Source organism: Sphingobium sp. CCH11-B1, assembly GCF_001556865.1.
In the GTDB taxonomy this organism is placed as follows: Bacteria; Pseudomonadota; Alphaproteobacteria; order Sphingomonadales; family Sphingomonadaceae; genus Sphingobium.
Window position 1 is genome coordinate 61464 of sequence record NZ_LSJY01000135.1, and the last position, 23317, is coordinate 84780.

25 protein-coding genes are annotated in these 23317 nt (G+C 65.0%); 18 read left to right on the forward strand and 7 right to left on the reverse strand.

Annotated features, from left to right (window positions below):
* On the forward strand, positions 1–1824 hold the full coding sequence (locus tag AX724_RS15055; protein WP_066767862.1) for a hypothetical protein: 1824 nt from the start codon (positions 1–3) through the stop codon (positions 1822–1824).
* On the opposite strand, the gene AX724_RS15060 is transcribed toward AX724_RS15055, so the two are convergent.
* Both AX724_RS15060 and AX724_RS15065 read right to left on the reverse strand, forming a co-directional pair.
* Complete coding sequence (locus tag AX724_RS15060; protein ID WP_066767864.1) at positions 1821–2282, reverse strand: nucleoside deaminase; 462 nt, start codon at positions 2280–2282, stop codon at positions 1821–1823. The two genes, AX724_RS15055 and AX724_RS15060, sit on opposite strands and share 4 nt — an antisense overlap.
* A gap of 37 nt (positions 2283–2319) precedes the next feature.
* Positions 2320–2541: a hypothetical protein gene (locus AX724_RS15065; protein ID WP_066767866.1), complete on the reverse strand. Its 222-nt coding sequence runs from the start codon at positions 2539–2541 to the stop codon at positions 2320–2322.
* 146 nt (positions 2542–2687) lie between these two features.
* Between AX724_RS15065 and rpmB the strand changes: the two genes are divergently transcribed.
* Positions 2688–2981, forward strand: coding sequence for a 50S ribosomal protein L28 (gene rpmB, locus AX724_RS15070; protein WP_066767868.1), 294 nt, complete (start codon positions 2688–2690; stop codon positions 2979–2981).
* A 106-nt stretch (positions 2982–3087) separates the two neighbouring features.
* Here the strand turns inward: rpmB and AX724_RS15075 are convergent, their stop codons facing one another.
* A complete protein-coding gene (locus AX724_RS15075) occupies positions 3088–4080 on the reverse strand; it encodes an esterase-like activity of phytase family protein (protein ID WP_066767870.1) in 993 nt (330 codons plus the stop codon).
* 192 nt (positions 4081–4272) lie between these two features.
* Here AX724_RS15075 and AX724_RS15080 point away from each other — a divergent pair, with 192 nt between their 5' ends.
* Complete coding sequence (locus AX724_RS15080) at positions 4273–4698, forward strand: glycine zipper 2TM domain-containing protein (protein WP_066767904.1); 426 nt, start codon at positions 4273–4275, stop codon at positions 4696–4698.
* 64 nt (positions 4699–4762) lie between these two features.
* Here the strand turns inward: AX724_RS15080 and AX724_RS15085 are convergent, their stop codons facing one another.
* Both AX724_RS15085 and AX724_RS15090 read right to left on the reverse strand, forming a co-directional pair.
* Positions 4763–4993: a hypothetical protein gene (locus AX724_RS15085; RefSeq protein WP_066767872.1), complete on the reverse strand. Its 231-nt coding sequence runs from the start codon at positions 4991–4993 to the stop codon at positions 4763–4765.
* An 81-nt stretch (positions 4994–5074) separates the two neighbouring features.
* On the reverse strand, positions 5075–5290 hold the full coding sequence (locus tag AX724_RS15090; RefSeq protein ID WP_066767874.1) for a circumsporozoite protein: 216 nt from the start codon (positions 5288–5290) through the stop codon (positions 5075–5077).
* Between the two features lie 217 nt (positions 5291–5507).
* On the opposite strand from AX724_RS15090, the gene AX724_RS15095 reads away from it, so the two are divergent.
* The 8 genes from AX724_RS15095 to AX724_RS15130 all read left to right on the forward strand — a co-directional run bounded on the left by AX724_RS15095 (position 5508) and on the right by AX724_RS15130 (position 13691).
* Positions 5508–6479 (forward strand): ArsR/SmtB family transcription factor, encoded by a 972-nt coding sequence (locus tag AX724_RS15095; protein WP_066767876.1) that lies wholly within the window; start codon positions 5508–5510, stop codon positions 6477–6479.
* Positions 6476–7393 (forward strand): methylenetetrahydrofolate reductase, encoded by a 918-nt coding sequence (metF, locus tag AX724_RS15100; RefSeq protein WP_066767877.1) that lies wholly within the window; start codon positions 6476–6478, stop codon positions 7391–7393. The genes AX724_RS15095 and metF overlap by 4 nt, the downstream gene beginning before the upstream one ends.
* The gene (locus tag AX724_RS15105; protein WP_066767878.1) at positions 7390–8436 is read left to right on the forward strand and encodes a homocysteine S-methyltransferase family protein; all 1047 of its coding nucleotides are present in this window, start codon (positions 7390–7392) and stop codon (positions 8434–8436) included. The genes metF and AX724_RS15105 overlap by 4 nt, the downstream gene beginning before the upstream one ends.
* 100 nt (positions 8437–8536) lie before the next feature.
* Entirely contained in the window at positions 8537–11137 is a 2601-nt protein-coding gene (gene metH / locus AX724_RS15110) for a methionine synthase (RefSeq protein WP_066767879.1), read from the forward strand.
* Positions 11138–11221: 84 nt separating this feature from the next.
* Positions 11222–11863 (forward strand): twin-arginine translocation pathway signal protein, encoded by a 642-nt coding sequence (locus AX724_RS15115; RefSeq protein WP_066767880.1) that lies wholly within the window; start codon positions 11222–11224, stop codon positions 11861–11863.
* 133 nt (positions 11864–11996) lie between these two features.
* Positions 11997–12431, forward strand: a complete 435-nt coding sequence (locus AX724_RS15120) for a DUF488 domain-containing protein (protein WP_066767881.1) — start codon at positions 11997–11999, stop codon at positions 12429–12431.
* Between the two features lie 95 nt (positions 12432–12526).
* On the forward strand, positions 12527–13465 hold the full coding sequence (locus AX724_RS15125) for a right-handed parallel beta-helix repeat-containing protein (protein WP_066767882.1): 939 nt from the start codon (positions 12527–12529) through the stop codon (positions 13463–13465).
* A 31-nt stretch (positions 13466–13496) separates the two neighbouring features.
* Entirely contained in the window at positions 13497–13691 is a 195-nt protein-coding gene (locus AX724_RS15130; protein ID WP_066767905.1) for a hypothetical protein, read from the forward strand.
* A 46-nt stretch (positions 13692–13737) separates the two neighbouring features.
* On the opposite strand, the gene AX724_RS15135 is transcribed toward AX724_RS15130, so the two are convergent.
* The gene (locus AX724_RS15135) at positions 13738–15132 is read right to left on the reverse strand and encodes a helix-turn-helix domain-containing protein (protein WP_066767884.1); all 1395 of its coding nucleotides are present in this window, start codon (positions 15130–15132) and stop codon (positions 13738–13740) included.
* Between the two features lie 140 nt (positions 15133–15272).
* Here AX724_RS15135 and AX724_RS15140 point away from each other — a divergent pair, with 140 nt between their 5' ends.
* The gene (locus AX724_RS15140; RefSeq protein WP_066767907.1) at positions 15273–16865 is read left to right on the forward strand and encodes an isocitrate lyase; all 1593 of its coding nucleotides are present in this window, start codon (positions 15273–15275) and stop codon (positions 16863–16865) included.
* Positions 16866–17156: 291 nt separating this feature from the next.
* Here AX724_RS15140 and AX724_RS15145 read toward each other — a convergent pair whose 3' ends face one another.
* Entirely contained in the window at positions 17157–18971 is a 1815-nt protein-coding gene (locus AX724_RS15145) for a DUF885 domain-containing protein (protein ID WP_066767886.1), read from the reverse strand.
* 206 nt (positions 18972–19177) lie between these two features.
* On the opposite strand from AX724_RS15145, the gene AX724_RS15150 reads away from it, so the two are divergent.
* From AX724_RS15150 to grxD, 6 genes are all read left to right on the forward strand, one after another.
* Positions 19178–19876 carry a glutathione S-transferase family protein gene (locus AX724_RS15150; RefSeq protein ID WP_066767888.1) on the forward strand — a complete coding sequence of 233 codons (699 nt, stop codon included), beginning with the start codon at positions 19178–19180 and terminating at the stop codon, positions 19874–19876.
* A 90-nt stretch (positions 19877–19966) separates the two neighbouring features.
* Positions 19967–21397 (forward strand): 3-isopropylmalate dehydratase large subunit, encoded by a 1431-nt coding sequence (gene leuC / locus AX724_RS15155; protein WP_066767890.1) that lies wholly within the window; start codon positions 19967–19969, stop codon positions 21395–21397.
* A 130-nt stretch (positions 21398–21527) separates the two neighbouring features.
* Positions 21528–22124, forward strand: a complete 597-nt coding sequence (gene leuD, locus AX724_RS15160) for a 3-isopropylmalate dehydratase small subunit (RefSeq protein ID WP_066767892.1) — start codon at positions 21528–21530, stop codon at positions 22122–22124.
* A gap of 58 nt (positions 22125–22182) precedes the next feature.
* The gene (locus AX724_RS15165) at positions 22183–22500 is read left to right on the forward strand and encodes a DUF1476 domain-containing protein (RefSeq protein ID WP_066767895.1); all 318 of its coding nucleotides are present in this window, start codon (positions 22183–22185) and stop codon (positions 22498–22500) included.
* A gap of 10 nt (positions 22501–22510) precedes the next feature.
* Positions 22511–22744, forward strand: a complete 234-nt coding sequence (locus AX724_RS15170) for a BolA/IbaG family iron-sulfur metabolism protein (protein WP_066700340.1) — start codon at positions 22511–22513, stop codon at positions 22742–22744.
* Positions 22745–22800: 56 nt separating this feature from the next.
* Positions 22801–23133 (forward strand): Grx4 family monothiol glutaredoxin, encoded by a 333-nt coding sequence (gene grxD, locus AX724_RS15175; RefSeq protein ID WP_066767896.1) that lies wholly within the window; start codon positions 22801–22803, stop codon positions 23131–23133.
* The last annotated feature ends 184 nt before the right edge of the window (positions 23134–23317 follow it).

Sequence of the window (23317 nt, forward strand, 5' to 3'; positions counted from 1 at the left end):
ATGACATTGCATAGCGGCCATAGCGTGCGGACCCGCGCCCTCCGATGGGCCGTCATCCTGTTGGACCAGGCGCAACGTCACTGGAAATGGCTGACCCTGCTGATCTGGATCGCCACCGCCGTCGGCTATGTGGCGGTGCGCTGGCCCGCGATTCACTGGCTGGTGCTGGGCGATACGGACGACAATATCCGCTATCTTCAGGTGAAGGACTGGCTGGCGGGGCAGGGCTGGTTCGACCTGCGCCAGTATCGGCTGGTCGACCTGCCGATCGCGGGTCTGATGCTGTTCTTCCGGGCTTTCGTGGACCAGGGCCTGGCCGATCGCCTGGCTTGCGGCATCGCGCCGCTGTTTCCGCTGCTGCTGTTGATGTTGAGCCTCGGTTTCATCGGGCGGCGGCTGGCAGGGCCGAATGGCTGGTTGCTTGCCGTGCTCGCCCCGTTCGCAACGCAGATGGCGCTCAGCATGTATGCGCCTATGCGGATCGATCATCATGGCTGGCAACTGGCGCTGGCGCTGACGACGCTGGCCGGCGTGATTGACGAGCGGCGGGTGCGCGGCGGCATCATGGCGGGGATCAGCAGCGCGCTGTCCGTCGCGATCGGTATGGAAATGATCGTCTATCTGGCGGCGGGCGGTGCGCTGATCGCGCTGCGCTGGGTGTTTCGACCGGGCGCGGAACGGCGGATGCTGCCCTATGGCATCAGCCTGGCCGGCGCCACATCCATCCTCTATCTGCTTTTCGCCAGCAATGCCAACCGGGCTATGCTGTGTGACGCGCTATCGCCCATATGGGTGGCGGTGTTCGGCGCGGCGGGCGCGGGCATGGTGCTGCTGTCACTGGCGCCCTTGCGCGGCTGGCCGGTCCGGTTGGCCGCCGGCACGATCGTCGGAGGCGCGGTGGCCGCCTTCCTTTACCTGAACTGGCCGCAATGCCTCAGCCCCTATCAGATATCGCCCGAACTGCAGCGGCTGTGGCTGGTCAACATCCGTGAGGCCAAGCCCATCACCGCGCAGGCGCAAAGCCTGGTCGTGCCGTTGATGGCGATGCCGGTCGCGGGTTTCCTGGGCCTGCTCTGGGCCTTGTGGGATTCGCGGCGTGACGGAGAGCGGCTTTGGGCCTGGGCTACGGTTGGTCTCATGATGATCTTCTCGACCGCGCTGCTTTTTTGGCAACTGCGCGCGGGTCCTGCAGCGCAATTGCTCGCGATCCCGCCCGCCGCCTGGGCCGCGCACCGGCTGGTGGCAGCACTCTTCACCGGCACGCGCCGGGTTCGCGTCGCCGCCGCCATCGGCGCGGCGTTGATCGGCACCGCCGCCGCCGCGTCTCCGCTCTATCCGCAGGCGCTGAAACTCTGGCAGCAGGCGACGGGCACCGTGCCCAAACCGTGGCGACCCTCCGCCAAAGCGCGGACCGACGCGATCAACAAGGCGAACGGGCGATGCCGGACGCTGCCTGCCCTTGAAGTGCTGGACCAGCTGCCGCCCGCCACAATCTTCACCATGGTCGATCTTGGCCCGCGCCTGATCGCCACCACGCATCACAGCGCCATTGCCGGTCCCTATCATCGCAACGGCGCGGCGATCCTTGACATTCACCATGCTTTCGACGGGCCGGCGAGCGGGTTCCGGCCCATCGCGGCGAAGCATCACGCGACCTATCTGCTCATCTGCCCCGCCTTTCCCGAAGGCACCATCTATCAGGCGCGCAGCCCGCATGGCTTCTACGCGGGGCTGATGCGGGGCGAGCGTCCGGACTGGCTCAAACCAGTGACGCTCAAGACCGGCATGACGCTGCCCTACCAGCTCTACCGGATACGCTATTAGCGGCGGACAGCGAAAAAATCGCGGAGCAGCGCTGAGGCTTCGGCTTCCGCCAGGCCGCCATAAACCTCCGGCCGATGCAGGCATTGCGGCTGGGTGAAGAGGCGCGGTCCCTGTTCGATCGCGCCGCCCTTGGGATCGGCCACTGCATAATAGAGGCGGGCGATCCGCGCGTGGGAAATCGCCCCCGCGCACATCGGGCACGGCTCCAGCGTGACCCACAGGTCGCATCCGGTCAGGCGAAAATCGCCCAGCGCCGTTGCCGCTTCGCGCATCGCGACGATTTCGGCGTGAGCGGTGGGATCGTTGTCGCGGCGGTTGCGGTTCTGCCCCTCGCCAAGGATCTTGCCATCCTTCGTCACGACCGCGCCGATCGGCACTTCGCCTTCCAGCACTGCCGCATAGGCAAGGTCGAGCGCGCGGCGCATGGGGGCGGGCAGGGGAAAGGGCGGAACAGCCATGCCCCGCCCTTACAACAGTCCGCCGGTGCCGCAAATCTCAGGGCTTCTTCACGTCCACCGTGGGCACCTGAACCGTCTCGTTGCGCGTGCCCACTTCGACCTTGGCGACGCTCGCCTCATATTTTGGCAGTTCGCCGCCCTTCACCTGCACTTCGGGCAGGCTTCCGGCCTGCGTACGCTGCAAATCGATGAAGCCGGTCGCGATCCCGCCGGCCAGGATCAGCAAAATCACGATCAACACGCCGCCAATGGCTTTCATCTTCGCCTCCTCCTTGTTAATGGAGATCAAACGCCGGGGCGCGCGAAAGGGTTGCGTGTCAAGGGCCGCTGCGGGTTGACGGCTCGGTCGAATCCCGTTATCGGCGCGGCTTTCCGAACGAACCCGAATTCAAAGGTTGATTGACTATGTCGCGCATCTGCGAGCTGACCGGCAAGGGCCGCCAGGTGGGTCACAATGTGTCCCACGCCAACAACAAGACCAAGCGTGTGTTCCTGCCGAACCTCCAGAATGTCTCGCTGATTTCCGAGGCTCTGGAAACCACGGTCAAGCTGCGTGTGTCGACCCACGGGCTGCGTTCGGTCGAACATAATGGCGGCCTGGACAACTGGCTGGTCAAGACTAGCGATGACAAGCTGTCGCTCAAGGCGCGCCGCCTGAAGCGCGACATCCTGAAAAAGAAGGCCGCCGTCGCGGCCTGATCTTCCGCGATTCGTTCCGGCATGAGAGCGGCCCCTTACCGGGCCGCTTTTTTGCGTCAGACTGGCCTTTCTCGCCCTCTCGGCTCACGGCCGGGCATGGCGCATGTCATGGCAGCTTCGCCAACCCGAATTTCAGCAGCAACGTGCGCTGGAAAAATTCGTGATTATCGTCCGACACGACCCAGATCACCGGTCGCCCCTTTTCCCGCGTGACGGCGATCCCTTCGAAATTGTCGGCCAGCAGGGGAGGCGCCAACCGTGCGAGCGTGCGCGCTTTCAGCAATGATCCGCTTTCCATCCGCTCCGGCAACGCCACCACGGCGATGGTCGCGGTGAACAGGTCCTGCAACGTCAGCCGCCGGTTCAGCACCAGCAGATGCCGGGCATCCAGCGCGACCGCGTCGGTCGGGCGATAGCCCTGCGGCGGAGCGTAGCGAAGGTGAATGGGGGCGGGCGTGTCCTGTTCAGCGGGATCGCCTGTGAAGAGCAGGACGTCATGCCGCCCGTCGGATGTCATGCCCATCTCGCCGATGGCGATGAAGCGCCCGTCCGGCAGGCGCGCGAGGGATTCGATGGACCCGGTGGGGGGCCAGGCGACGATGTCCGGCCAAGTGCGGCACGCCTCCACCCGCGCAAACCCCGGGCCATAGCGGCAGATCGCCTGCAACATCTCGAAACCGACCCAATAGCGGTCGCTTGCCGGATCATGGGTCAGCGATTCGGAATCCCACATCCACCAGGCGCGATGCCGGTCCTGCGGGCGGACAGGCAGCGGCGCGATGAAGGGGCGTCGTCGATCCGGGCCGGGGCCAACGTGAAAGCCGGTGAGGATGCCCGAATCACTCAGGCCCAGCACTTGTCCATCCCCGTCGACCAGCAGGGAGGATATGCCGCCGAACCCCGCAGCGTCGCTTTCCAGCGCCCATCCGCCCAGATAGGTGAGCGCACCCACGGTGCGCCGTTCGGGATTTGTGCTGTCCAGCGCGACGGGGCGGACCCGGACCAGCAGGGTGCCAGCATGGACGATGGCCGGTTTGTTGACGGGGGGCGCAGGCAGCAGGAGCACGGCCAGCGCCAGGACGATCAGGATTCGCTGCATCGCGGCCCGACATAAGCTATTATCCGCCAGGGCGCAGCAACCCCGTGACGGGATGCGCCAGTCTGAACGGCGGCTGTCACCGCCATTCAGGCTCGGCTCAAACCGAATCGCCTATTAGAGGATCAATCGATGGGCAATCCCGTTCTTTCCAGGGACGCCGCCCAAGAGGATGGCTATTGGAGGAGCAACGCCATGAACATGAAGTTTCTTGTGAATATGGGAGCCGCTCTGGCGATGGGCGCTGCTTCCTTCGCTGTCACCACGGCCCCCGCCAGCGCCCAATATTATCGTGGCGGCTATGACCGGGGCGACTATTATCGCGGCGGTTACGATCGTGGCTATCGCGGCAACCGCGGCGGCTACTATCGCGGTTATGATCGTGGCTATCGCGGCGATTATTATCGGGGCGGCTATCGTGGCTATCGCGGCGGCTATCGCTGCCGGGACAATGGCACGGGCGGCACCATCATCGGCGCAATCGCCGGTGGCCTGCTGGGTAACGAAATCGGCCGGGGCGGACGCGACCGTTATGGCCGCCGTGGCGACGGCACCACTGGCGCGATCGTCGGGGCGGGCGTAGGCGCGCTGGCCGGCCGGGCCATCGATCGCAACTGCTGACAACCCGTCCTGCAGGACCAATGGAAGGGCCGCTCCTCGCAAGGGGGGCGGCCTTTTCCTTGATTCAGCGCGGCCTGTCGTTTGGTGGTCGTCTTTCGCGATCGGCCCGGGCCGCGCCGGTGGCGGCGGGGTTGAGGCCGGCATCCGTCGATCCGCGAGGTTCCGCGTCCAGCCGGGCGGCGGCTTCATTCAGGGCCTTGGCGTCGCCGGCGCTGACGCCTCCGACACCATCCTGATCGCCCGACCCGCAGCCGGTCAGCATCGCCAGAAAGGCGATGGGCAGTGCTATCCGCATCGTTCCGGTCTGTCCCCAAAGGAAAAGGGGCCGCGCCGTTGCCGGTGCGACCCCTTCATAAACTCGAAATCCCGGTGGGACTTACATCGCGTTCGCGGCGTTGTTCGTCGCGTTCGACGCGGCGTTCGCGGCGTTGTCGGCGGCGTTCAGCGCAGCGTTCATGGCGTTGTCGGCAGCGTTCGAAGCGTTTTCAGCGGCGTTCGCGGCATTGTTAGCAGCGTTTTCATGGCCGCCCGAGCAAGCAGCGAGGCCGAGCGAAGCAGCGAGAACGAACGAAAGAGCAATCGACTTGGTCATGGGCTAAACCCCTCTCTGAGAAAAACAAATTGCAGACCACTCTCGGAGAAAAGCTCACCCCCCATTGCGCCTGCGCGCCGATTCGTAATGAGTTGGGCGATCCAACGCAATCCGTTTTTGATAGGACCACCGAGGAGAGGGGGCGGGAAACCGTCTCGAACCAGTCGTCGGCACCTTCCCATTGACGCATATAAAGATTTCTTTATATGATCGGTCCATGCACGCGGCACTCGATATTTTCCGGGCACTTGGTGATCCGACGCGGCTCCGCATCGTTCATCTGCTGCGGGCGATGGAACTGGCCGTGGGCGAGATCGCGCAGATCGTGGGGCAAAGCCAGCCGCGCGTGTCGCGTCATGTTCGCATTCTGACCGAAGCGGGGCTGGTCGAAAGGCGCAAGGAAGGCAATTGGGTTTTCCTGCGCCTGTCGCGCACGCCGCCCGTCGCTCCCTTCCTCACCCTGTTCGACCGGCTTGAGCCCTCCGCTGCCGAAGCGCTGTGGCAGGCGGCGGACCTGGCGCGGCTGGCCGCCGTCCGTGCCGATCGCGCCCGCGCGGCGGAAAGCTACTTCGCCGAACATGCCGAACAGTGGGATGCGATCCGCTCCCTTCACGTCGCGGAAGCCGATGTCGAAGCCGCGATGATCGCGCTGCTCGCCCGCGAGCCCATCGGCAGGATGCTCGACATCGGCACTGGCACCGGGCGCATGATCGAACTGTTCGGCGCCCAGGCGGATGAGGTGACGGCGTTGGATCGCAGCCCCGATATGCTCCGCCTTGCCCGCGCCAAGCTGCCGCAGGATGCCGGGGGCAAATATGCGCTGCTGCTTGGCGATTTCCTCGATCTGCCACTCGAAGCAGGCAGCATCGATACGGTGGTGCTGCATCAGGTGTTGCACTATGCGCAAGCGCCCCAGGCGGTCATTGCGGAGGCGGCGCGGGTGATGGCAAAGGGCGGCCGTGTGCTGATCGCCGACTTTGCCGCGCACGAGCGGGAAGAGCTGCGCACGCGCGACCAGCATGCGCGGCTCGGCTTTTCCGACGATCAGATCGCTGGCTGGTTCGCCGAAGTGGGCCTAGCGCTGGAATGGGTGGAAACGCTGCCCGGCCAGGAATTGACGGTGCAACTCTGGCTGGGCCGTCGCACGGGCGCGCAGGTCCTGCCCATCGAAGGACGGATTTCCGCATGACGAACATCGAACCCGCCGCGCCGCACTTTGCGGACCTTGGCGGCGACGCCCGGGTGAGCTTCGAATTCTTCCCGCCCAAGACGGAGAAGATGGAAGCACAGCTTTGGTCGGCGATCGAGACGCTGACGCCGCTTGGGCCGCAATTCGTGTCCGTCACCTATGGCGCGGGCGGATCGACGCGGGAGCGGACCCACAACACCGTCGCCCGCATCGCGCGGGAAACGCCGCTGGCCGCCGCCGCCCACCTGACCTGCGTGGCGGCGAGCAAGGCGGAGATTGACGAGATAGCCGACGCCTATTGGGAAGCGGGCGTACGCCACATCGTTGCCCTTCGCGGCGATCCGCCGGAGGCCGGCGGACGGTTCGATCCGCATCCTGACGGCTACCGGGGCGCGGCCGAACTGGTCGAGGGCCTGAAGAAGCGCCATGATTTCGAAATCAGCGTGTCGGCCTATCCCGAAGTGCATCCCGAAGCCGCCAGCGCGCAAAGCGATCTCGACAATCTGAAGCGCAAGCTTGATGCCGGCGCCACCCGCGCGATCACGCAATTCTTTTTCGAACCCGCCACCTATTTCCGCTTCATGGACAAGGTGAGGGGCGCTGGGATCGATGCCGATATCGTGCCTGGCATCATGCCGGTCAGCAATTTCGCGGCGGTGCGGCGCATGTCGGCCATGTGCAACACCGATGTCCCTGAATGGATGGCCCGGCTGTTCGACGGTCTCGACGACCTGCCCGCCGCACGGCAACTGGTGTCGAGCACCATCGCGGCGGAGCTGTGCCGCAAGCTTCACGAGGGCGGCGTGCGCGACTTCCATTTCTACACGCTCAACCGCGCGGAAATGAGCTATGCGATCTGCCATCTGCTTGGCCTGCGGGCGAAGGTGGCTGCCCAACTGGAGAAGACGGCATGAGCGCCGAAGCTGAACTTCGCGCCCTGGCAGCGGACAAGATCCTGATTTTCGACGGCGGATACGGCACGTCGATCCAGAAGCATGGCCTGACCGAAGCCGACTATCGCGGCGACCTTGACCTGCCCAAGGATCAGAAGGGCAACAACGACCTTCTGTGCCTCACCCGCCCGGACATCGTGGAGGGCATTCATGCCGCCTATCTGGAGGCGGGCGCGGACATGGTGGAGACGAACACCTTCAGTTCGACCAAGATTGCCATGGCCGACTATGGAGCGGAGCATCTGGTGTGGGACATCAATGTCGCCGCCGCGACCCTTGCCCGGTCGGCCTGCCAAAAGGCGACGGCCAAGGACGGCCGCCCACGCTTCGTTGCCGGATCGATCGGGCCGACGAACAAGACGCTCAGCATCTCGCCCGACGTCAACGACCCCGCCTATCGCGAAGTGGATTATGACACGCTCAAGGCCGACTATCGCGAACAATGCGACGCACTGATCGCGGGCGGGGTGGATTTCCTGCTGGTCGAAACCTGCTTCGACACGCTCAATGCCAAGGCGGCGGGCATGGCCGCGCGGGAGGCCGAGGCGGCCGCCGGACGTCCCGTGCCGCTGATGCTCAGCTTCACCATCACCGACATGTCCGGGCGCAACCTATCGGGCCATACGATCAACGCCTTCTGGTATTCGCTGCGGCACCTGAAGCCGCTCACCATCGGGGTGAACTGCGCGTTCGGCGCGGACCTGCTGCGGCCCTACCTTGCCGAACTGTCGAAAAATGCCGACGCGCTGATTCTCGCTTATCCCAATGCCGGCCTTCCCAACGAGCTTGGCCAATATGACGAGCTGCCCGAAACCACCGCGAGGCTGATCCGCGACTGGGTGGACGAAGGGCTGGTCAACATGGTCGGCGGCTGTTGCGGCACGACACCGGCCCATATCGGCGCGGTGGCGCGGGCGCTGGCGGGCGAAAAGCCGCGGGTCGTGCCGGAGCTGCCGGTGGTGACAAGGCTCGCGGGGCTCGAACCGATGCACATCGCGGCCTAAAGTAAACCGTCATCCCGGCGAAGGCTGGGATCTCGTGCTTCCAGGGGCGCGCTTCAACACGGGGAGACCCCAGCCATCGCTGGGGTGACGAGCTAAGACTATGACCACTCAATCCACCGCCACCTTCGTCAACATCGGCGAGCGTACCAACGTCACCGGCTCCGCCAAGTTCAAGAAGCTGATCATGGCGGGGGACTATGCCGCCGCCATCGACATCGCGCGCGAGCAGGTTGAAAATGGCGCGCAGATCGTCGATGTTAACATGGACGAAGGGCTGCTCGACGCGGTCGAGGCGATGACGACCTTCTTGAAGCTCATGACGTCGGAACCGGACATCAGCCGCGTTCCCGTCATGATCGACAGCTCCAAATGGGAAGTGATCGAAGCCGGCCTGAAGTGCGTCAGCGGCAAGCCGGTCGTCAATTCGATCAGCATGAAGGAAGGGGAGGCGCTCTTCCTGGAACATGCCCGCAAATGCATGGCCTATGGCGCCGCCGTGGTCGTCATGGCCTTCGATGAGACGGGGCAGGCCGACACGCAGGCGCGCAAGGTCGAGATTTGCGAACGCGCCTACAAGCTGTTGATGACCATCGGCTTCCCGCCCGAGGACATTATTTTCGATCCCAATATCTTCGCCGTGGCGACCGGGATCGAGGAGCATAATAATTACGGCGTCGACTTCATCGAGGCCTGCCGGGAAATCAAGGCGCGCTGCCCCCACGTCCATATCTCCGGCGGCCTTTCCAACTTCTCCTTCTCCTTCCGCGGCAACGAACCGGTGCGCCGGGCGATGCACAGCGTGTTCCTCTATCACGCGATCCCGGCGGGCCTCGACATGGCGATCGTCAACGCCGGCCAGCTCGACGTCTATGACGCCATCGACCCCGCGCTGCGCAAGGCGTGCGAGGATGTGCTGCTGAACAGCGACCCCGAAGCCGGCGACCGTCTGGTGGCGCTCGCCGAAAGCTATAAGGGCAAGGACGCGGCATCGGAAAAAGCCGCGCAGGAATGGCGCGGCTGGCCGGTCGCCAAGCGCCTCGAACATGCGCTGGTCAAGGGCATCGACATGTATGTGGTCGAGGATACGGAAGAAGCGCGCCTGACCGCTGCCCGGCCCATCGAGGTGATCGAAGGCCCGCTGATGGACGGCATGAATGTGGTGGGCGACCTGTTCGGCGCGGGCAAGATGTTCCTGCCGCAGGTGGTAAAGTCGGCCCGCGTCATGAAGAAGGCGGTGGCGCATCTTCTGCCCTTCATCGAAGCTGCGAAGGAACCGGGCGCGAAGGGCAAGGGCAAGATCGTCATGGCCACGGTCAAGGGCGACGTCCACGACATCGGCAAGAATATCGTCGGCGTCGTGCTCCAGTGCAACGGCTTCGAGGTGATCGACATGGGCGTGATGGTGCCCTGGCAGGACATCATCAAGGCCGCGAACGAGAATGACGCCGACATGATCGGCCTGTCGGGACTCATCACCCCCAGCCTTGACGAGATGGTGACGGTGGCGGCGGAAATGCAGCGGGCGAACATGACGATGCCTTTGCTGATCGGCGGCGCGACGACATCGAAGGTGCACACCGCGCTGCGTATCGATCCCGCCTTCGCCGGTCCGGTCGTCCATGTGCTGGACGCCAGCCGTGCCGTCGGCGTGGCGACCGCGCTCGTTTCCGACACGCAGAAGACCGACTTCGTGCAGAAGACGAAGGATGATTATGCCCATGTCCGCACCGCGCGCGAAGGCAAGGGGCAGAGCCAGCTCCTGCCGATCGAGGACGCCCGCGCCAACGGCTTCGAAATGGACGAAAGCCTGAAGGCTCCGCGCCCGCGCCTGCCGGGCGTCCACGTCTTCAAGGACTGGGATCTCAAGGATCTGGTCAATTACATCGACTGGACGCCGTTCTTTCGCGCCTGGGAACTGGCGGGCAACTATCCCGCCATCCTCGACGACAAGGTGGTGGGCGAAAGCGCGCGCAGCCTGTTCGCCGACGCGCAGGAGATGCTGGAACGGATCGTCGAGGACAGATGGCTGACTGCGCGCGGCGTCGCTGGCCTATGGCCCTGCCGCCGCGAAGGCGACGACATCGTGGTCCATGTCGAGGACGAGAAACATTATCGCCTGCCCATGCTGCGCCAGCAGATCGCCAAGCGGGAAGGGCGGGCCAATATGTGCCTTGCCGACTTCATCAGCCCCAATGGCGACTGGATGGGCGGCTTCGCCGTGTCGATCCACGGCATCGAACCGCATCTGGCGCGGTTCAAGAATGCGATCGACGACTATTCCGACATATTGCTCAAGGCGCTGGCAGACCGCCTCGCCGAAGCCTTTGCCGAACGCCTCCACCATTATGTCCGCACCGCGTTATGGGGCTATGCGGAGGGCGAGCAGCTAACCAACGAAGCGCTGATCAAGGAACAATATCGCGGTATCCGCCCCGCACCCGGCTATCCCGCTTGCCCGGAACATAGCCTCAAGCCCATCCTGTTCGACATGCTGGATGCGCATCATGCGACTGGCGTGACGCTGACGGAAAGCTTCGCGATGCTGCCGACGGCAGCGGTCAGCGGCTTCTATTTCGGCCATGCGCAGGCCGAATATTTCGGCGTGGCGCGGGTCGGGCGCGACCAGCTGGAGGATTATGCACAACGCCGCGGCATCGATCTCGATACAGCGGAACGCTATTTGCGGCCGAACCTGGATTGACGCGCCGCCGCAAAGCGGGGTGATATGTCGGGGGTGTCGGAAGCAGGCCGGCATGGACATGTCGCTCTGTCCCAAGGAGGACGCATGAAGATTCGAAACGCCGCGGCCATGGCAATCGCGATGATGGGGGCCTCCGCCGCATTCGCCGTGGCCGCTAAGACCGGGACGGTGTCGGAAACCTCCGCACCACCGCCGCAGCCTCAACCGGCCGCCTCCTTCATCCCGGCTGGGTTTCACGCTCCACTGCTGGTCAAGACCACCGCTTTCAAGCTGGTCCCGCTCGGGCCGGCCTTGGTCAAAGTGGATTTCGACGCCTACATGTCGTCGATCGAGCATTTGCAGAAAAATTTCACGCGCAGCGCCGACTGGCCGCATCCGGGCATCTCCTCCGCCGACGCGATGCGCGACATGGAGACCGAGGAGGCGCGGTTTCGGAAGCGGGAATCCTTCGCCTACGCCGTGCTGACGCCCGATGGCCGCCGCGAGCGTGGCTGCGTCTATGTCTACCCCAGCCCGGTCCCCGGATATGACGCCGTGGTCAGGCTGTGGGTGACCAAGGCGGAATATGACGCCGGATTCGACGCCGAACTGTACAAGTGGGTCGTGCAGTGGATCGGGAAGGACTGGCCCTTCGCGAAGGTCGCCTATCCCGGCCGCGCCATCCCGTGGAGCAGCTGGGACGCCATGATCTCCGCCGCCGCCAAACGGCCCGCGCGACAAGAATGAAGCTGCTCGTCGGGCGGGCGGTTGGCTGGCTTCCGCCTGGCTGACCTCGTGGTGCAAATGGCGCTTCGCATTTCTCGGCGGGTCCGATCGAACGGATGTTGGGAAATAGGCGCCCGATCCCCATATCCCCCCCATGAAAATCTTCACCATCGGCTATGAAGGCGCGACGCAAGCGGCATTGATAGACGCGCTGCGCGAAGCGGGCGTGCGCCTGCTCGCGGATGTTCGCGCAGTGCCGCTTTCGCGTCGGCCGGGCTTTTCCAAGAATATCCTTGCCGCCGGTCTGCGCGAAGCGGGGATCGCCTATGTCGGGCTGAAGGCGCTTGGCACACCTGCCGAAGGGCGCGAAGCCGCGCGCAAGGGGCATCACGCCCGCCTCGCTGAAATCTACGCGCGCCAGCTCGACCTGCCGGAAGCCATCGTGCAGGCCGAGCAGCTCAAGGACATGGCGGGCGAGACGCCGACAGCCTTGCTCTGCTTCGAGCGCGACCCGTCCGGCTGCCATCGCTCGTTGCTGCTGGACGCCATTCTGCCGGACGCGGAGCGGATCGACCTTTTCCCGAAGTAAGCCAGCATCACGCCGCCTGTCCCATATCGGGGCAATTTTGCATTAACCTTGTTCCCGCCTTGGTGGGCATGCCTCCAGCGCCTATCCTGCCACCCATGCGCACCCTGTCGATCAGCCTGCTCGCCGCCGTCGCGATCGCCTCTGCCGCCTGGGCGCAGGGCACGTCCGCGCCCTTCACGCTGGCCGAATCCGGTCGCTCGTTCGCCACGCTGCGCGATGCGCTGGCGGCGGTGGGCGACGGCAGCGGCACCATCCAGATCGCACCCGGCACCTACCGGCAATGCGCCGTGCAACAGGGCGGCGACGTAACGATCCGCGCCGCGACGCCGGGCACCGTCATCTTCGACGCCGTGCCCTGCGAAGGCAAGGCGGCAATGGTGCTCCGTGGCCGGTCCAGCACCATAGACGGCATCATCTTCCAGAATATTCGCGTGCCCGACGGCAACGGCGCGGGCATCCGTCTGGAAAGCGGTAACCTGACCGTCCGCAACAGCCTGTTCCGCAACAGCGAGGAAGGCATTCTGACCGGCGATTATGACGGCGGGCAGGTGACGATCGACAAGTCGACCTTCCGCAAACTGGGCCGTTGCGACCGCGACCTCGACTGCGCACATGGCGTCTATATCGGGCGGCTCGCCAATCTGGTCGTGACGAACAGCCGCTTCGACCAGGGCGATGGCGGCCATTATCTCAAGACCCGCACGGCACGGGTGACCATCACCGGCAACAGCTTCGACGACAGCGGCGGCCATCTCACCAACTACATGATCGACCTCAGCAACGGCGCGAGCGGGGTTATCTCCGGCAATGAGATGGTGCAGGGGAAAGACAAGGACAACTGGTCCGCTTTCATCACCGTCGCGCCGGAAGGCCGCGAACATTCGAGCGCGGGCCTGGTGATAGAGGGCAACAAGGCCGGCTTCGTGCCGGGGCTGGAGCGGGGATCGACCTTCGTCGCCAACTTCACCGACGATCCGGTAAGGATCGGCGCGAACCGGCTCGCCCCCTCGATGAAGGTGAAGGACCGCCGCTGACTTGGGCGCGCATCTGCGCTATCGTGGCGCGATGCGCACCACCTATGACAGCGCCACCGTTCGCCTCTACCATCTGGGCGATGACGGCGGCGCGACGACCATCATGTATGGCCCGTTGAGCCAGGCCCTGCTCGCTGCGGAGCAGCAGCCCGCCGAAGTCCAGGAGGGCCTGTTCCTCGCAACGGATAATGACGTGGTCGCCTATCTGGATTTCATTGAAGGGTAGGGGGCTTGATTGGCCCTCTCCGCTCGCGGGAGGGGGCCTGATATGCTCACCCCTCGAACCCGAACGGTTCGCGCGTCCGTCGATAATCGTCGGTCAGCATCTCGCGGCCGATCGGCGGCGCGGAGCGGGCCATGCACTGGGCACGGTGACACAGGCGGCACGTGACGCCGATCGGCGTCGGCTCTGTCTGCTCCATGCCCTGCGTGTAGATCAGCCGGTGCGCATGCTCCGCCGCGCAGGCGAGCGCGATCGCGCGCTCCACTTTTGGCGCGCCCCATCCGCCGCCGCCCGCCGCCACCGCACGCGCGATGGAAAAGAAGCGCTGCCCGTCCGGCAGTTCCAGCCATTGCGTCACCACATCGCGCGGCCGTTCGAACACGCGATGCACCGACCAGAGCGGGCAGGAGCCGCCATGGCGCGCAAAGGGGAAGCCCGCGCCGTCCAGCCGCTTGCTCACATTGCCCGCCGGATCGACGCGCAGGAAGAAAAAGGGCACCCGTTCCTGCCCCGGTTTCTGCAAGGTGGTCAGGCGATGGGCGGTCTGCTCGAAGCTGGTGCCGAACTGCCGGGCCAGTGCCTCCACATCATAGCGCTTCGCCTCCACCGCCTTGGCGAACGCGCCATAGGGCATCAATATCGCCGCCGCGCCATGGCTCGCCAGCGCCCGCCGGGTCAGCCGCCGCCCGCTTTCGCTCGCGAACTGGCCTTCTTTCAACAGGGTGTCGAAGATTGCTCGCATTTCGAGATAGGCGATCTGCAACGCAAGTTGGAACTGCGAACTCGCCCCGTCCAGCGTATCGTCCAGCAGCACGGCATCGCGGTGGCGGTCCAGCCGCCGCATCGATCCGGCCATCACGTCGCTGGGCAACCGTCGCACGCGCAGGCTGTGTCGCGCCCGCAGCCAACCGGCAAGGCCGCCTTCCGTCTCCACCTCCGCCGCCAGCCTTTCCCCCGCATCGTCCAGCGCCGGGAAGCAGTTGCGTCGGGCGGCAAGGAAACGGCGCGATTCCGCCACCGGATCGGCCGCGTCTTCCTGCAGCGCATCGCCTGCATCCCGGTCGGCCAGCGCCAGATGTTCCTCGCGATAGCTGGTGTAGAGCCGTGTCAGCGCTTCGGCGATGCCCGGATAGTTGACTGCCACGTCTCCTGTTGCCAGCGCCGGCAGGTCGATGTCGGCGAACATCGGGTCTTTCAGCACCGCATGCAGCCGCGCCGTCTGTTCCGCGCCGCCATCGCCCGCCACCTCCGCCATGTCGAGCTTGTAGGTGCGGGCCAGGCGCAGCAGCATGTCCGCCGTCAAGGGCCTCTGATTGCGTTCGAGCAACGCGACATAAGAAGCGGAAATCTCAAGGTCCGCGGCCATGTCCGCCTGTGTCAGGCCAAGGTCGCGCCGCAGCCGCCGCAAGCGCGGGCCCATGTAAACGGGGCGATCCCTGGCCATGTCAACATCCTCCTGTGCAGATATTTACAACTTTACAGCATAAATCTGTAAAGATCGACAACTGAACCGCGATGCACCTGCGCAAGCGCAATCTGCCTGTCTATTTCGCTGTCCATCCGCTCACCCAAGGATGCAGACACATGACCTATCACAGCGAAATCGCGGCTGCCGGCGACCGCATCGGAACCGAAACCAATTGGGATGGCATCGCGGCCGAATCCGTCGCCCGCATGCGCCTCCAGAACCGATTCCAGACCGGCCTCGACATCGCGCGCTACACGGCGAAGATCATGCGCGCCGACATGGCGGCCTATGACGCCGATCCCGCAGCCTACACCCAGTCGCTCGGCTGCTGGCACGGCTTCATCGGCCAGCAGAAGATGATCAGCATCAAGAAGCATTTCGGCACGACTAAGGGGCGCTACCTCTATCTGTCGGGCTGGATGGTCGCGGCGCTGCGCAGCGAATTCGGGCCGCTGCCCGATCAGTCGATGCATGAAAAGACCAGCGTCGCCGCGCTGATCGAGGAACTCTACACCTTCCTGCGGCAGGCCGACGCGCGCGAGCTGGGCATGCTGTTCCGCGAACTCGACGCGGCCAAGGCGTCCGGCGACGCCGTCAACACCCACCGCCTGCTGCACAAGATCGACGAATATCAAACCCATGTCGTCCCGATCATCGCCGATATCGACGCGGGCTTCGGCAATGCGGAGGCGACCTACCTGCTGGCCAAGAAGTTCATCGAGGCTGGGGCCTGCTGCATCCAGATCGAGAATCAGGTGTCCGACGAAAAGCAGTGCGGCCATCAGGACGGCAAGGTGACTGTCCCGCACGAGGATTTCCTCGCGAAGATCCGGGCCGTGCGCTACGCCTTCCTCGAACTGGGCGTCGACGATGGCGTCATCGTTGCGCGCACCGACAGCCTCGGCGCCGGCCTCACCAAGCAGATCGCCTATAGCCGCCAGGCGGGCGACATCGGTGATCTCTACAACGGCTTCCTGGACTGCGATCCGGTCGATCCGGCGGCGATCGGCCATGGCGACGTGCTCATCAGCCGCGACGGCCAATTGCTGCGCCCCAAGCGGCTGCCCAGCAACCTCTATCAGTTCCGCGCCGGCACTGGTGAGGATCGCTGCGTCCTCGATTGCATCACCGCGCTTCAAAATGGCGCGGACCTCTTGTGGATCGAGACCGAAAAGCCGCATATCGGCCAGATCGGCGGCATGGTCCGCCGCATCCGGGAGGTCATTCCCAATGCCAAGCTGGTCTACAACAACTCGCCCAGCTTCAACTGGACGCTGAACTTCCGCCAGCAAGTCTTCGACGCCTGGCAGCAGGAAGGCCGCGACCTCAGCGCCTATGACCGGGCGAAGCTGATGAGTGTCGATTATGACGGCACCGACCTTGCGATCGAAGCGGACGAGCGCATCCGCACCTTTCAGAAGGACGCGGCGCGGGAGGCGGGCATTTTCCACCACCTCATCACCCTGCCGACCTATCACACCGCAGCGCTCAGCACCGACAATCTGGCGAAGGAATATTTCGGCGATCAGGGCATGCTTGGCTACGTCAAGGGCGTGCAGCGGCAGGAAATCCGCCAGGGTATCGCCTGCGTCAAGCACCAGAACATGGCCGGTTCCGACATCGGCGACGACCATAAGGACTATTTCGCGGGCGAGGCGGCGCTCAAGGCCGGCGGCGCGCACAACACGATGAACCAGTTCGCGGCCTGACGGCCACGGGGGAACCAGTTCGCGGCCTGACGGCCGCGGGGGAACCAGTTCGCGGCCTGACGCGGACGATCAGCTTCGCGGTGTGCGGACCGCGAAGCGCGCCGCCTCCCCGGCAGAAAGCCCGATGCCGCCGGGGAGGCGGGCGCATGGGATTTGACGGTCGGGGGGCCGCAACACGGGCCATCGCGTGGAGACTGCGTCAGTCGCCACGCGCTTGGGTGGAAGGACTTGACGGCTCGGCGGCACCCCGCCGGGCCGTTTTTTCGCGTGCTTCCTTAGTCGGCCGGGCGGTCAGGCGATGCCCGCCCGCCGCCGCACCGTCTGCTTCAATATGTCGAGCGGCATCGCGCCCAGCGTCAGCACCTCATGGAACTGCTTGATGTCGAAGGCCGCGCCCTGCTTCTTCTTCACTTCCTCGCGCAGGTCGTTCCAGACCGTGTGCCCGATCTTGTAGCTGCACGCCTGGCCCGGCCAGACCGTGTAGCGGTCGATTTCGCCCTGGCTGCGGCCACGCGCGATGCCGGTGGTGGCGATCAGGTAATCGGTCGCCTTCTCCCGGCTCCATCGCCTGGCGTGCATGCCGCTGTCCACCACCAGTCGCGTGGCGCGGAACAGCAGCGACTGGAGATAGCCGACCTGCCCCAGCGGATCGCCGTCATACATGCCCATCTCGTCCGCCAGTTGCTCCGAATAGAGCGCCCAGCCTTCCGAATAGCCGCTATAGCCGCCGCGCCGCCGGATCATCGGGATGGTGTCCGATTCCAGCGCCACCGACACCTGGAGGTGATGGCCCGGCACCGCCTCATGATGGGTCAGCGTCGCAAGGCCGAATTTCGGCCGATCGAACGTGTCGCGCAGGTTGATGAAGTAGATGGCCGGTCGCGACCCGTCGAGCGAGGCGTTCTGATAATAGCCGCCCGGCGCGCCCGCCTGGATGGTCACGGGCACGCGGCGCACCTCCACCGGGGCCTTGGGCAGGGTGCGCGGGGAAAAGGCTTCGGGCAGTCGCTTGCTCATCGCCACGATCTGGCGATTGAGCTGCGCCAGCAGCGCCTCGCGCCCCGGATCGGTATTGGGGAAGAGCTGATCGGGCCGCTTGTTGAGTTCCACCAGCCGGTCGCCGACGCTGCCCTTGGTCATGCCCTGGCCCTTCAGGATCGCGTCGATCCGGGCGGAAATGTCCGCCACTTGGTCCAGGCCCATCTGGTGGATCTCGTCTCCGGTCAGCCGGGTCGTGGTCGCGGCCTCGGCGGCGGCAGCGTAGAAGGCTTCGCCGTCGGGCAGCCGCCACACGCCCGCATCATGGCTGGCCTTCGCCCGCAACTGCTGCACCAGCGCGCGCTGGCGATCGACGGCCGGGAAAATCTTCTCCGCCACGATCTTTTCGGCCTGTACGGCGCGCTCCGGCGGCAGGCCCGCATCGGCGAGCTTCTTCGCGAAGGACGCGACCAGCACCGTCTGCGCCGCCGGCTGGTCGCGCAGCGCCGCCTGCATCTTCATCGTCGTGTCGAGGATATAATCAGGCGCGAACACCCCCTTCGCGGCGTCCGCCTGCTGCCGCGCCAGTTCCCCGTCCATCGCCGCGGGGAAGGCTTCCAGACGCGACAGATAGGCGTCGGCGTCCGCCGCGTCCTTCACCCGATGCTGCGAATCGAGGAAATCCGGCACCTCGCGATAGCTGCCGGTCAGTTGGGAGAGGATATAGGGCGCGTAGCGGCCCGCCGTCTCGCCATAACCGAACCGTTCGCCGCCGATGGCGCGGTCGAACTGATAGGCGACGACATCATAGTCGATCCGTCTCGCTTCGCTCAGCGTCGCGCGATCGACGGCGGCCAGCTGCTTCGCCTGCGCCTTGGTCCGGGCAAGGTCGCGCGCCACGCCTGCCGCGCTCGTGTCGCTCAGCTTGCCGCGCAATGCCGCGCGCGCTCCGGTGTCGAGCCCCAGCCGGGTCGCGCTTTCAGGCGAATCCGCCAGCCGGTCGTAGAAGAACTGGTCCAGCATCGCGCGGAACCGCGTATCGGCGTCGCTCGCTTGGGCAAAGGCGTTGGCAGCGGCGGCGGCGATGGCGGACGCGCCGCTGGTGGCAAGAAACTGGCGTCGGTTCACGACTATGGGCTCCAGGACAAGGGAGAGGGGGCTTGAGCGCCGCCTGTGGATGCGCCTTTGTGCCGCGAAGACAGGGACTTGGCTAGACCCTGCCTTGGCTTTGACCGATCGATAAGCCCAGCTTGTGAGCTTGGTCGATCGTTGCGCCTGTATCGCCGACGCCTCATCGGCTATGCGGCGCTCGCAAGGCCAGGGAGGACCAACGCATGACCTACACGCTCATCACCGCCAACCGGAACTACAGCAGTTGGTCGCTGCGCCCCTGGGTGCTGATGAAGGCGCTGAACATCCCGTTCGAGGACCGGATCGAGCCCTTCGCCGCCGCGACCAACTATGCCGCCTTCCGCAGCTTTTCGCCCACGGGTCAGGTGCCGGCGCTGATCGATGGCGCCAATGGAGAGGGGCGGACGGTGTGGGATTCGCTCGGCATCATCCTCTATCTGGCGGACCGTCATCCAGGCGTGTGGCCAGCGGAGGAGACGGCCCGTGCCTTTGCCCAGTGCGCCGCCGCCGAAATGCACAGCGGCTTCACGACGCTGCGCAGCGATTGCACCATGAATGTCGGCGTGCGGGTCGAGCCGCACATGCATTCGCCTGCGCTGGGCCGCGACATTGCGCGGCTTCGCGAACTGTGGGAGCAGGGGCTGGACCGGTTCGGCGGTCCCTTCCTCGCGGGGAAGGTCTTTACGGCCATCGACGCCTTCTACGCACCCGTCGCCTTCCGGGTGCGCACCTATGGCCTGGACGTGGGGCCGATCGCGCAGGGGTGGGTGGATCATATGCTCGCCCATCCCGCAATGCGGCAGTGGGAAGCGGAGGCCCTGGCGGAAACATGGCGGGAGGACAGCCATGAAGCGGAGATCGGTGCGGCTGGCCGCATCGTCCAGGACTTTCGCGCAGTGTAACATTCTTGCCTGCCCGATAGGAAAAACAGGGCAAATCGTTCGCCCGCCCTCTTTCCTGATCGGTCGAACGGGTCTAGGGGCTGATCCATCATGGTTAAGCCTCGCACACTCTATGAGAAGATCTGGGACGCGCATGTCGTGGAGCGCCGCCCGGACGGAACCTGCCTCATCTATATCGACCGGCATCTCGTCCATGAGGTGACGAGTCCGCAGGCGTTCGAGGGGCTTCGCCTTGCCGGGCGCAAGGTGCGCCGGCCTGACCTGACCCTTGCGGTGCCGGACCATAACCTGCCCACCACCGCGCGGCGGGACGCTGCCGGCAACCGCATTCCGATCAGCGATCCGGAAAGCGCGCAGCAGCTTGCCGCGCTGGAACGCAACGCGCCTGAATTCGGCGTCCGCCTGATCGGCGATGCTGATCCCGAACAGGGCATTGTCCATGTGATCGGGCCGGAACAGGGCTTCACCCTGCCGGGCACGACGCTGGTGTGTGGCGACAGCCATACCAGCTCGCACGGGGCGCTGGGCGCGCTGGCCTTCGGGATCGGCACCAGCGAGGTGGAGCATGTGCTCGCCACCCAGACGCTGCTGCTCAAACAGTCGAAGACCATGGAAGTCGTGGTCGAAGGCGAACTGGGCCCCGGCGTCACGCCCAAGGATGTGGCGCTCGCCATCTGCGGTCGCATCGGCACGGCGGGCGGCACCGGCCACGTCATGGAATATCGTGGCTCCGTCTTCCGCGACATGTCAGTGGAAGGCCGCCTGACCGTCGCCAACATGTCCATCGAGGCGGGCGCGCGATCCGGCCTGTTCGCACCCGACGACAAGACTTTCGCTTACCTCGAAGGCAGGCCGATGGCCCCCAAGGGCGCGGACTGGGACGCGGCGGTCGCCTATTGGAAGACGCTGCACAGCGATGAAGGCGCGCGGTTCGACAAGACCGTCGTCATCGACGCCGCCGACATCGTGCCCAGCGTCACCTGGGGCACCAGCCCCGAGGATGTCGTGCCGGTGACGGGCGTCGTGCCCGATCCGGCGAGCTTTGCCGATCCATCCAAACAGGCGGCGGCGAAGAAGTCGCTCGACTATATGGGCCTGACCGCCGGGCAGCGGATGCAGGATGTCGTCATCGAACATATCTTCATCGGCAGCTGCACCAATAGCCGGATCGAGGATCTGCGCGCCGCCGCCGGCCTGCTGAAGGGCCGCCGCATTGCGCCGGGCGTCAAGCACGCCATGGTCGTTCCCGGTTCCGGCCTGGTGAAGGCCCAGGCGGAAGCGGAGGGGCTGGACCGCATCTTCCTTGATGCCGGGTTCGAATGGCGCGAGCCGGGCTGTTCGGCGTGCCTGGGCATGAACCCGGACAAGGTGCCGGCGGGTGAGCGCTGCGCATCGACCAGCAACCGCAATTTCATGGGTCGTCAGGGCCCCGGATCGCGCACCCATCTGGTGTCGCCCGCCATGGCCGCGGCTGCCGCGATCACCGGCCGGCTGACGGATGTGCGTGAGTTGCTGTCATAACAAGAGAGGGGATCGCTATGAAAAAGATATTCTGGCTGTTGACTTTGGGTGCACTCGCCAGCGCGGCGATGGCCGCGACGCTCGGCCGCGCCGAAGACACGCCGCAAGAGCAGGCGAAGAAGGCGCATTGATGGAAAAACTGACTGTCGTCGAAGGCGGAGCCTATCCGTTCGGGATGAAGAATGTCGACACCGACATTGTCATCCCCGCCCATTGGCTCAAGACCATCTCGCGATCGGGCCTGGGCAAGGGCGCGTTCGAAGTGCTGCGCAAGGAACCGGGCAACGTCTTCGACGATCCCGCCTATGCCGGCAGCCCGATCCTGATCGCGGGCGACAATTTCGGCTGCGGCTCCAGCCGCGAGCATGCGGCCTGGGCGCTTGGTGACCTTGGCATCAAGGTCGTGATCGCGCCCAGCTTTTCCGACATCTTCTCCGGCAACGCGTTCAAGAACGGCATCTTGACCGTGGTCCTGCCGCAGGATGCGATCGATCGCCTGCTGGAGGTCGCCAGGACCGACCCCATCCATGTCGATCTGGAGGCGCAGACCGTCACCACCCGCTTCCAGGACCGTTTCTCCTTTGAGATCGACCCGTTCCGCAAGCATTGCCTGCTCGGCGGACTGGACGAGATCGGCCTGACGCTGGGCGAAGTGGACGTGATCGACCGCTACGAATCGCGTCAGGCGCAGGAACAGCCCTGGATCGTCCCCGCTGCCGTTGCGTAATGCGTCCGCAGTTCCTATCACAGGATAACGGCACGGCATCAAACAGGGCTCGAAACGCATGACCACTTTCGACGATCGCGAAAAAGCGTTCGAAAATATGTTCGCCCACGATCAGGAAATGGAATTCCGCATCCAGGCGCGCCGCAACCGCCTGCTGGGCGAATGGGCCGCAGTGAAAATGGGCCTGACGCCCGAAGAGACCGACGCCTATGCAAAGGCCGTCGTCCAAGCCGATTTCGAGGAAGCGGGCGACGAGGATGTGATCCGCAAGCTGCTGGGCGACCTGACCTCGGCCGGCGTTGACATTGATGAAGCGGCCGTGCGCATAGCCCTGGACGAACAGGCGGTGATCGCGCGCCGCATGTTCATCGAATAGGACGTTTTCCATGCCGATGGCCGCAGACGACATCGCGGACATGATCCGCGCCGCCATTCCCGATGCGCAGGTCGAGATCACCGACCTCGCCGGCGATGGCGACCATTATGCCGCGCGCGTGGTGGCGGAGAGCTTTCGGGGCATGACCCGCGTCGCGCAGCAGCGCGCGGTCTATGCGGCGCTTGGCGGGCGCATGGGCGGCGTGCTCCACGCCTTGCAACTCACCACGGCCGTTCCCAACTAACCGGCCACATACATCCGCGTCGCCGGCAGGCGCGCCAGACAGATTGGACCAGAATCATGACCGACGCCGTGCAGCAGCGGATCGCCGACATCGTCAACGGCAATGATGTCGTGCTCTTCATGAAGGGCACGCCGCTTTTCCCGCAGTGCGGCTTCTCCAGCCGCGCGATCGCCATCCTTGACCATCTCGGCGTCGCCTATGACACGGTCGACGTGTTGCAGGACCAGGGCATCCGCCAGGGGATCAAGGCTTTTTCCGATTGGCCGACCATCCCGCAGCTCTATGTGAAGGGCGAATTTGTCGGCGGCAGCGACATCATGATGGAAATGTACGAAGCCGGCGAGCTTCAGCAGCTGATGACCGACCAGGGCGTCGCCGCCGCGAACTGAACCGGCATTGCGAAACAGAAAAAGGCGGTCCGCGGCGGGCCGCCTTTTTTGTGGCATGATGACGTGAAGGGTTGTTAGCGGACGGCTTCCTATCTCGTCATGCCAGCGCAGGCTGGCATCTCAGGCCATGATGTTCACCATCTCCTGAGACCCCAGCCTTCGCTGGGGTGACGGAATTGGGTGG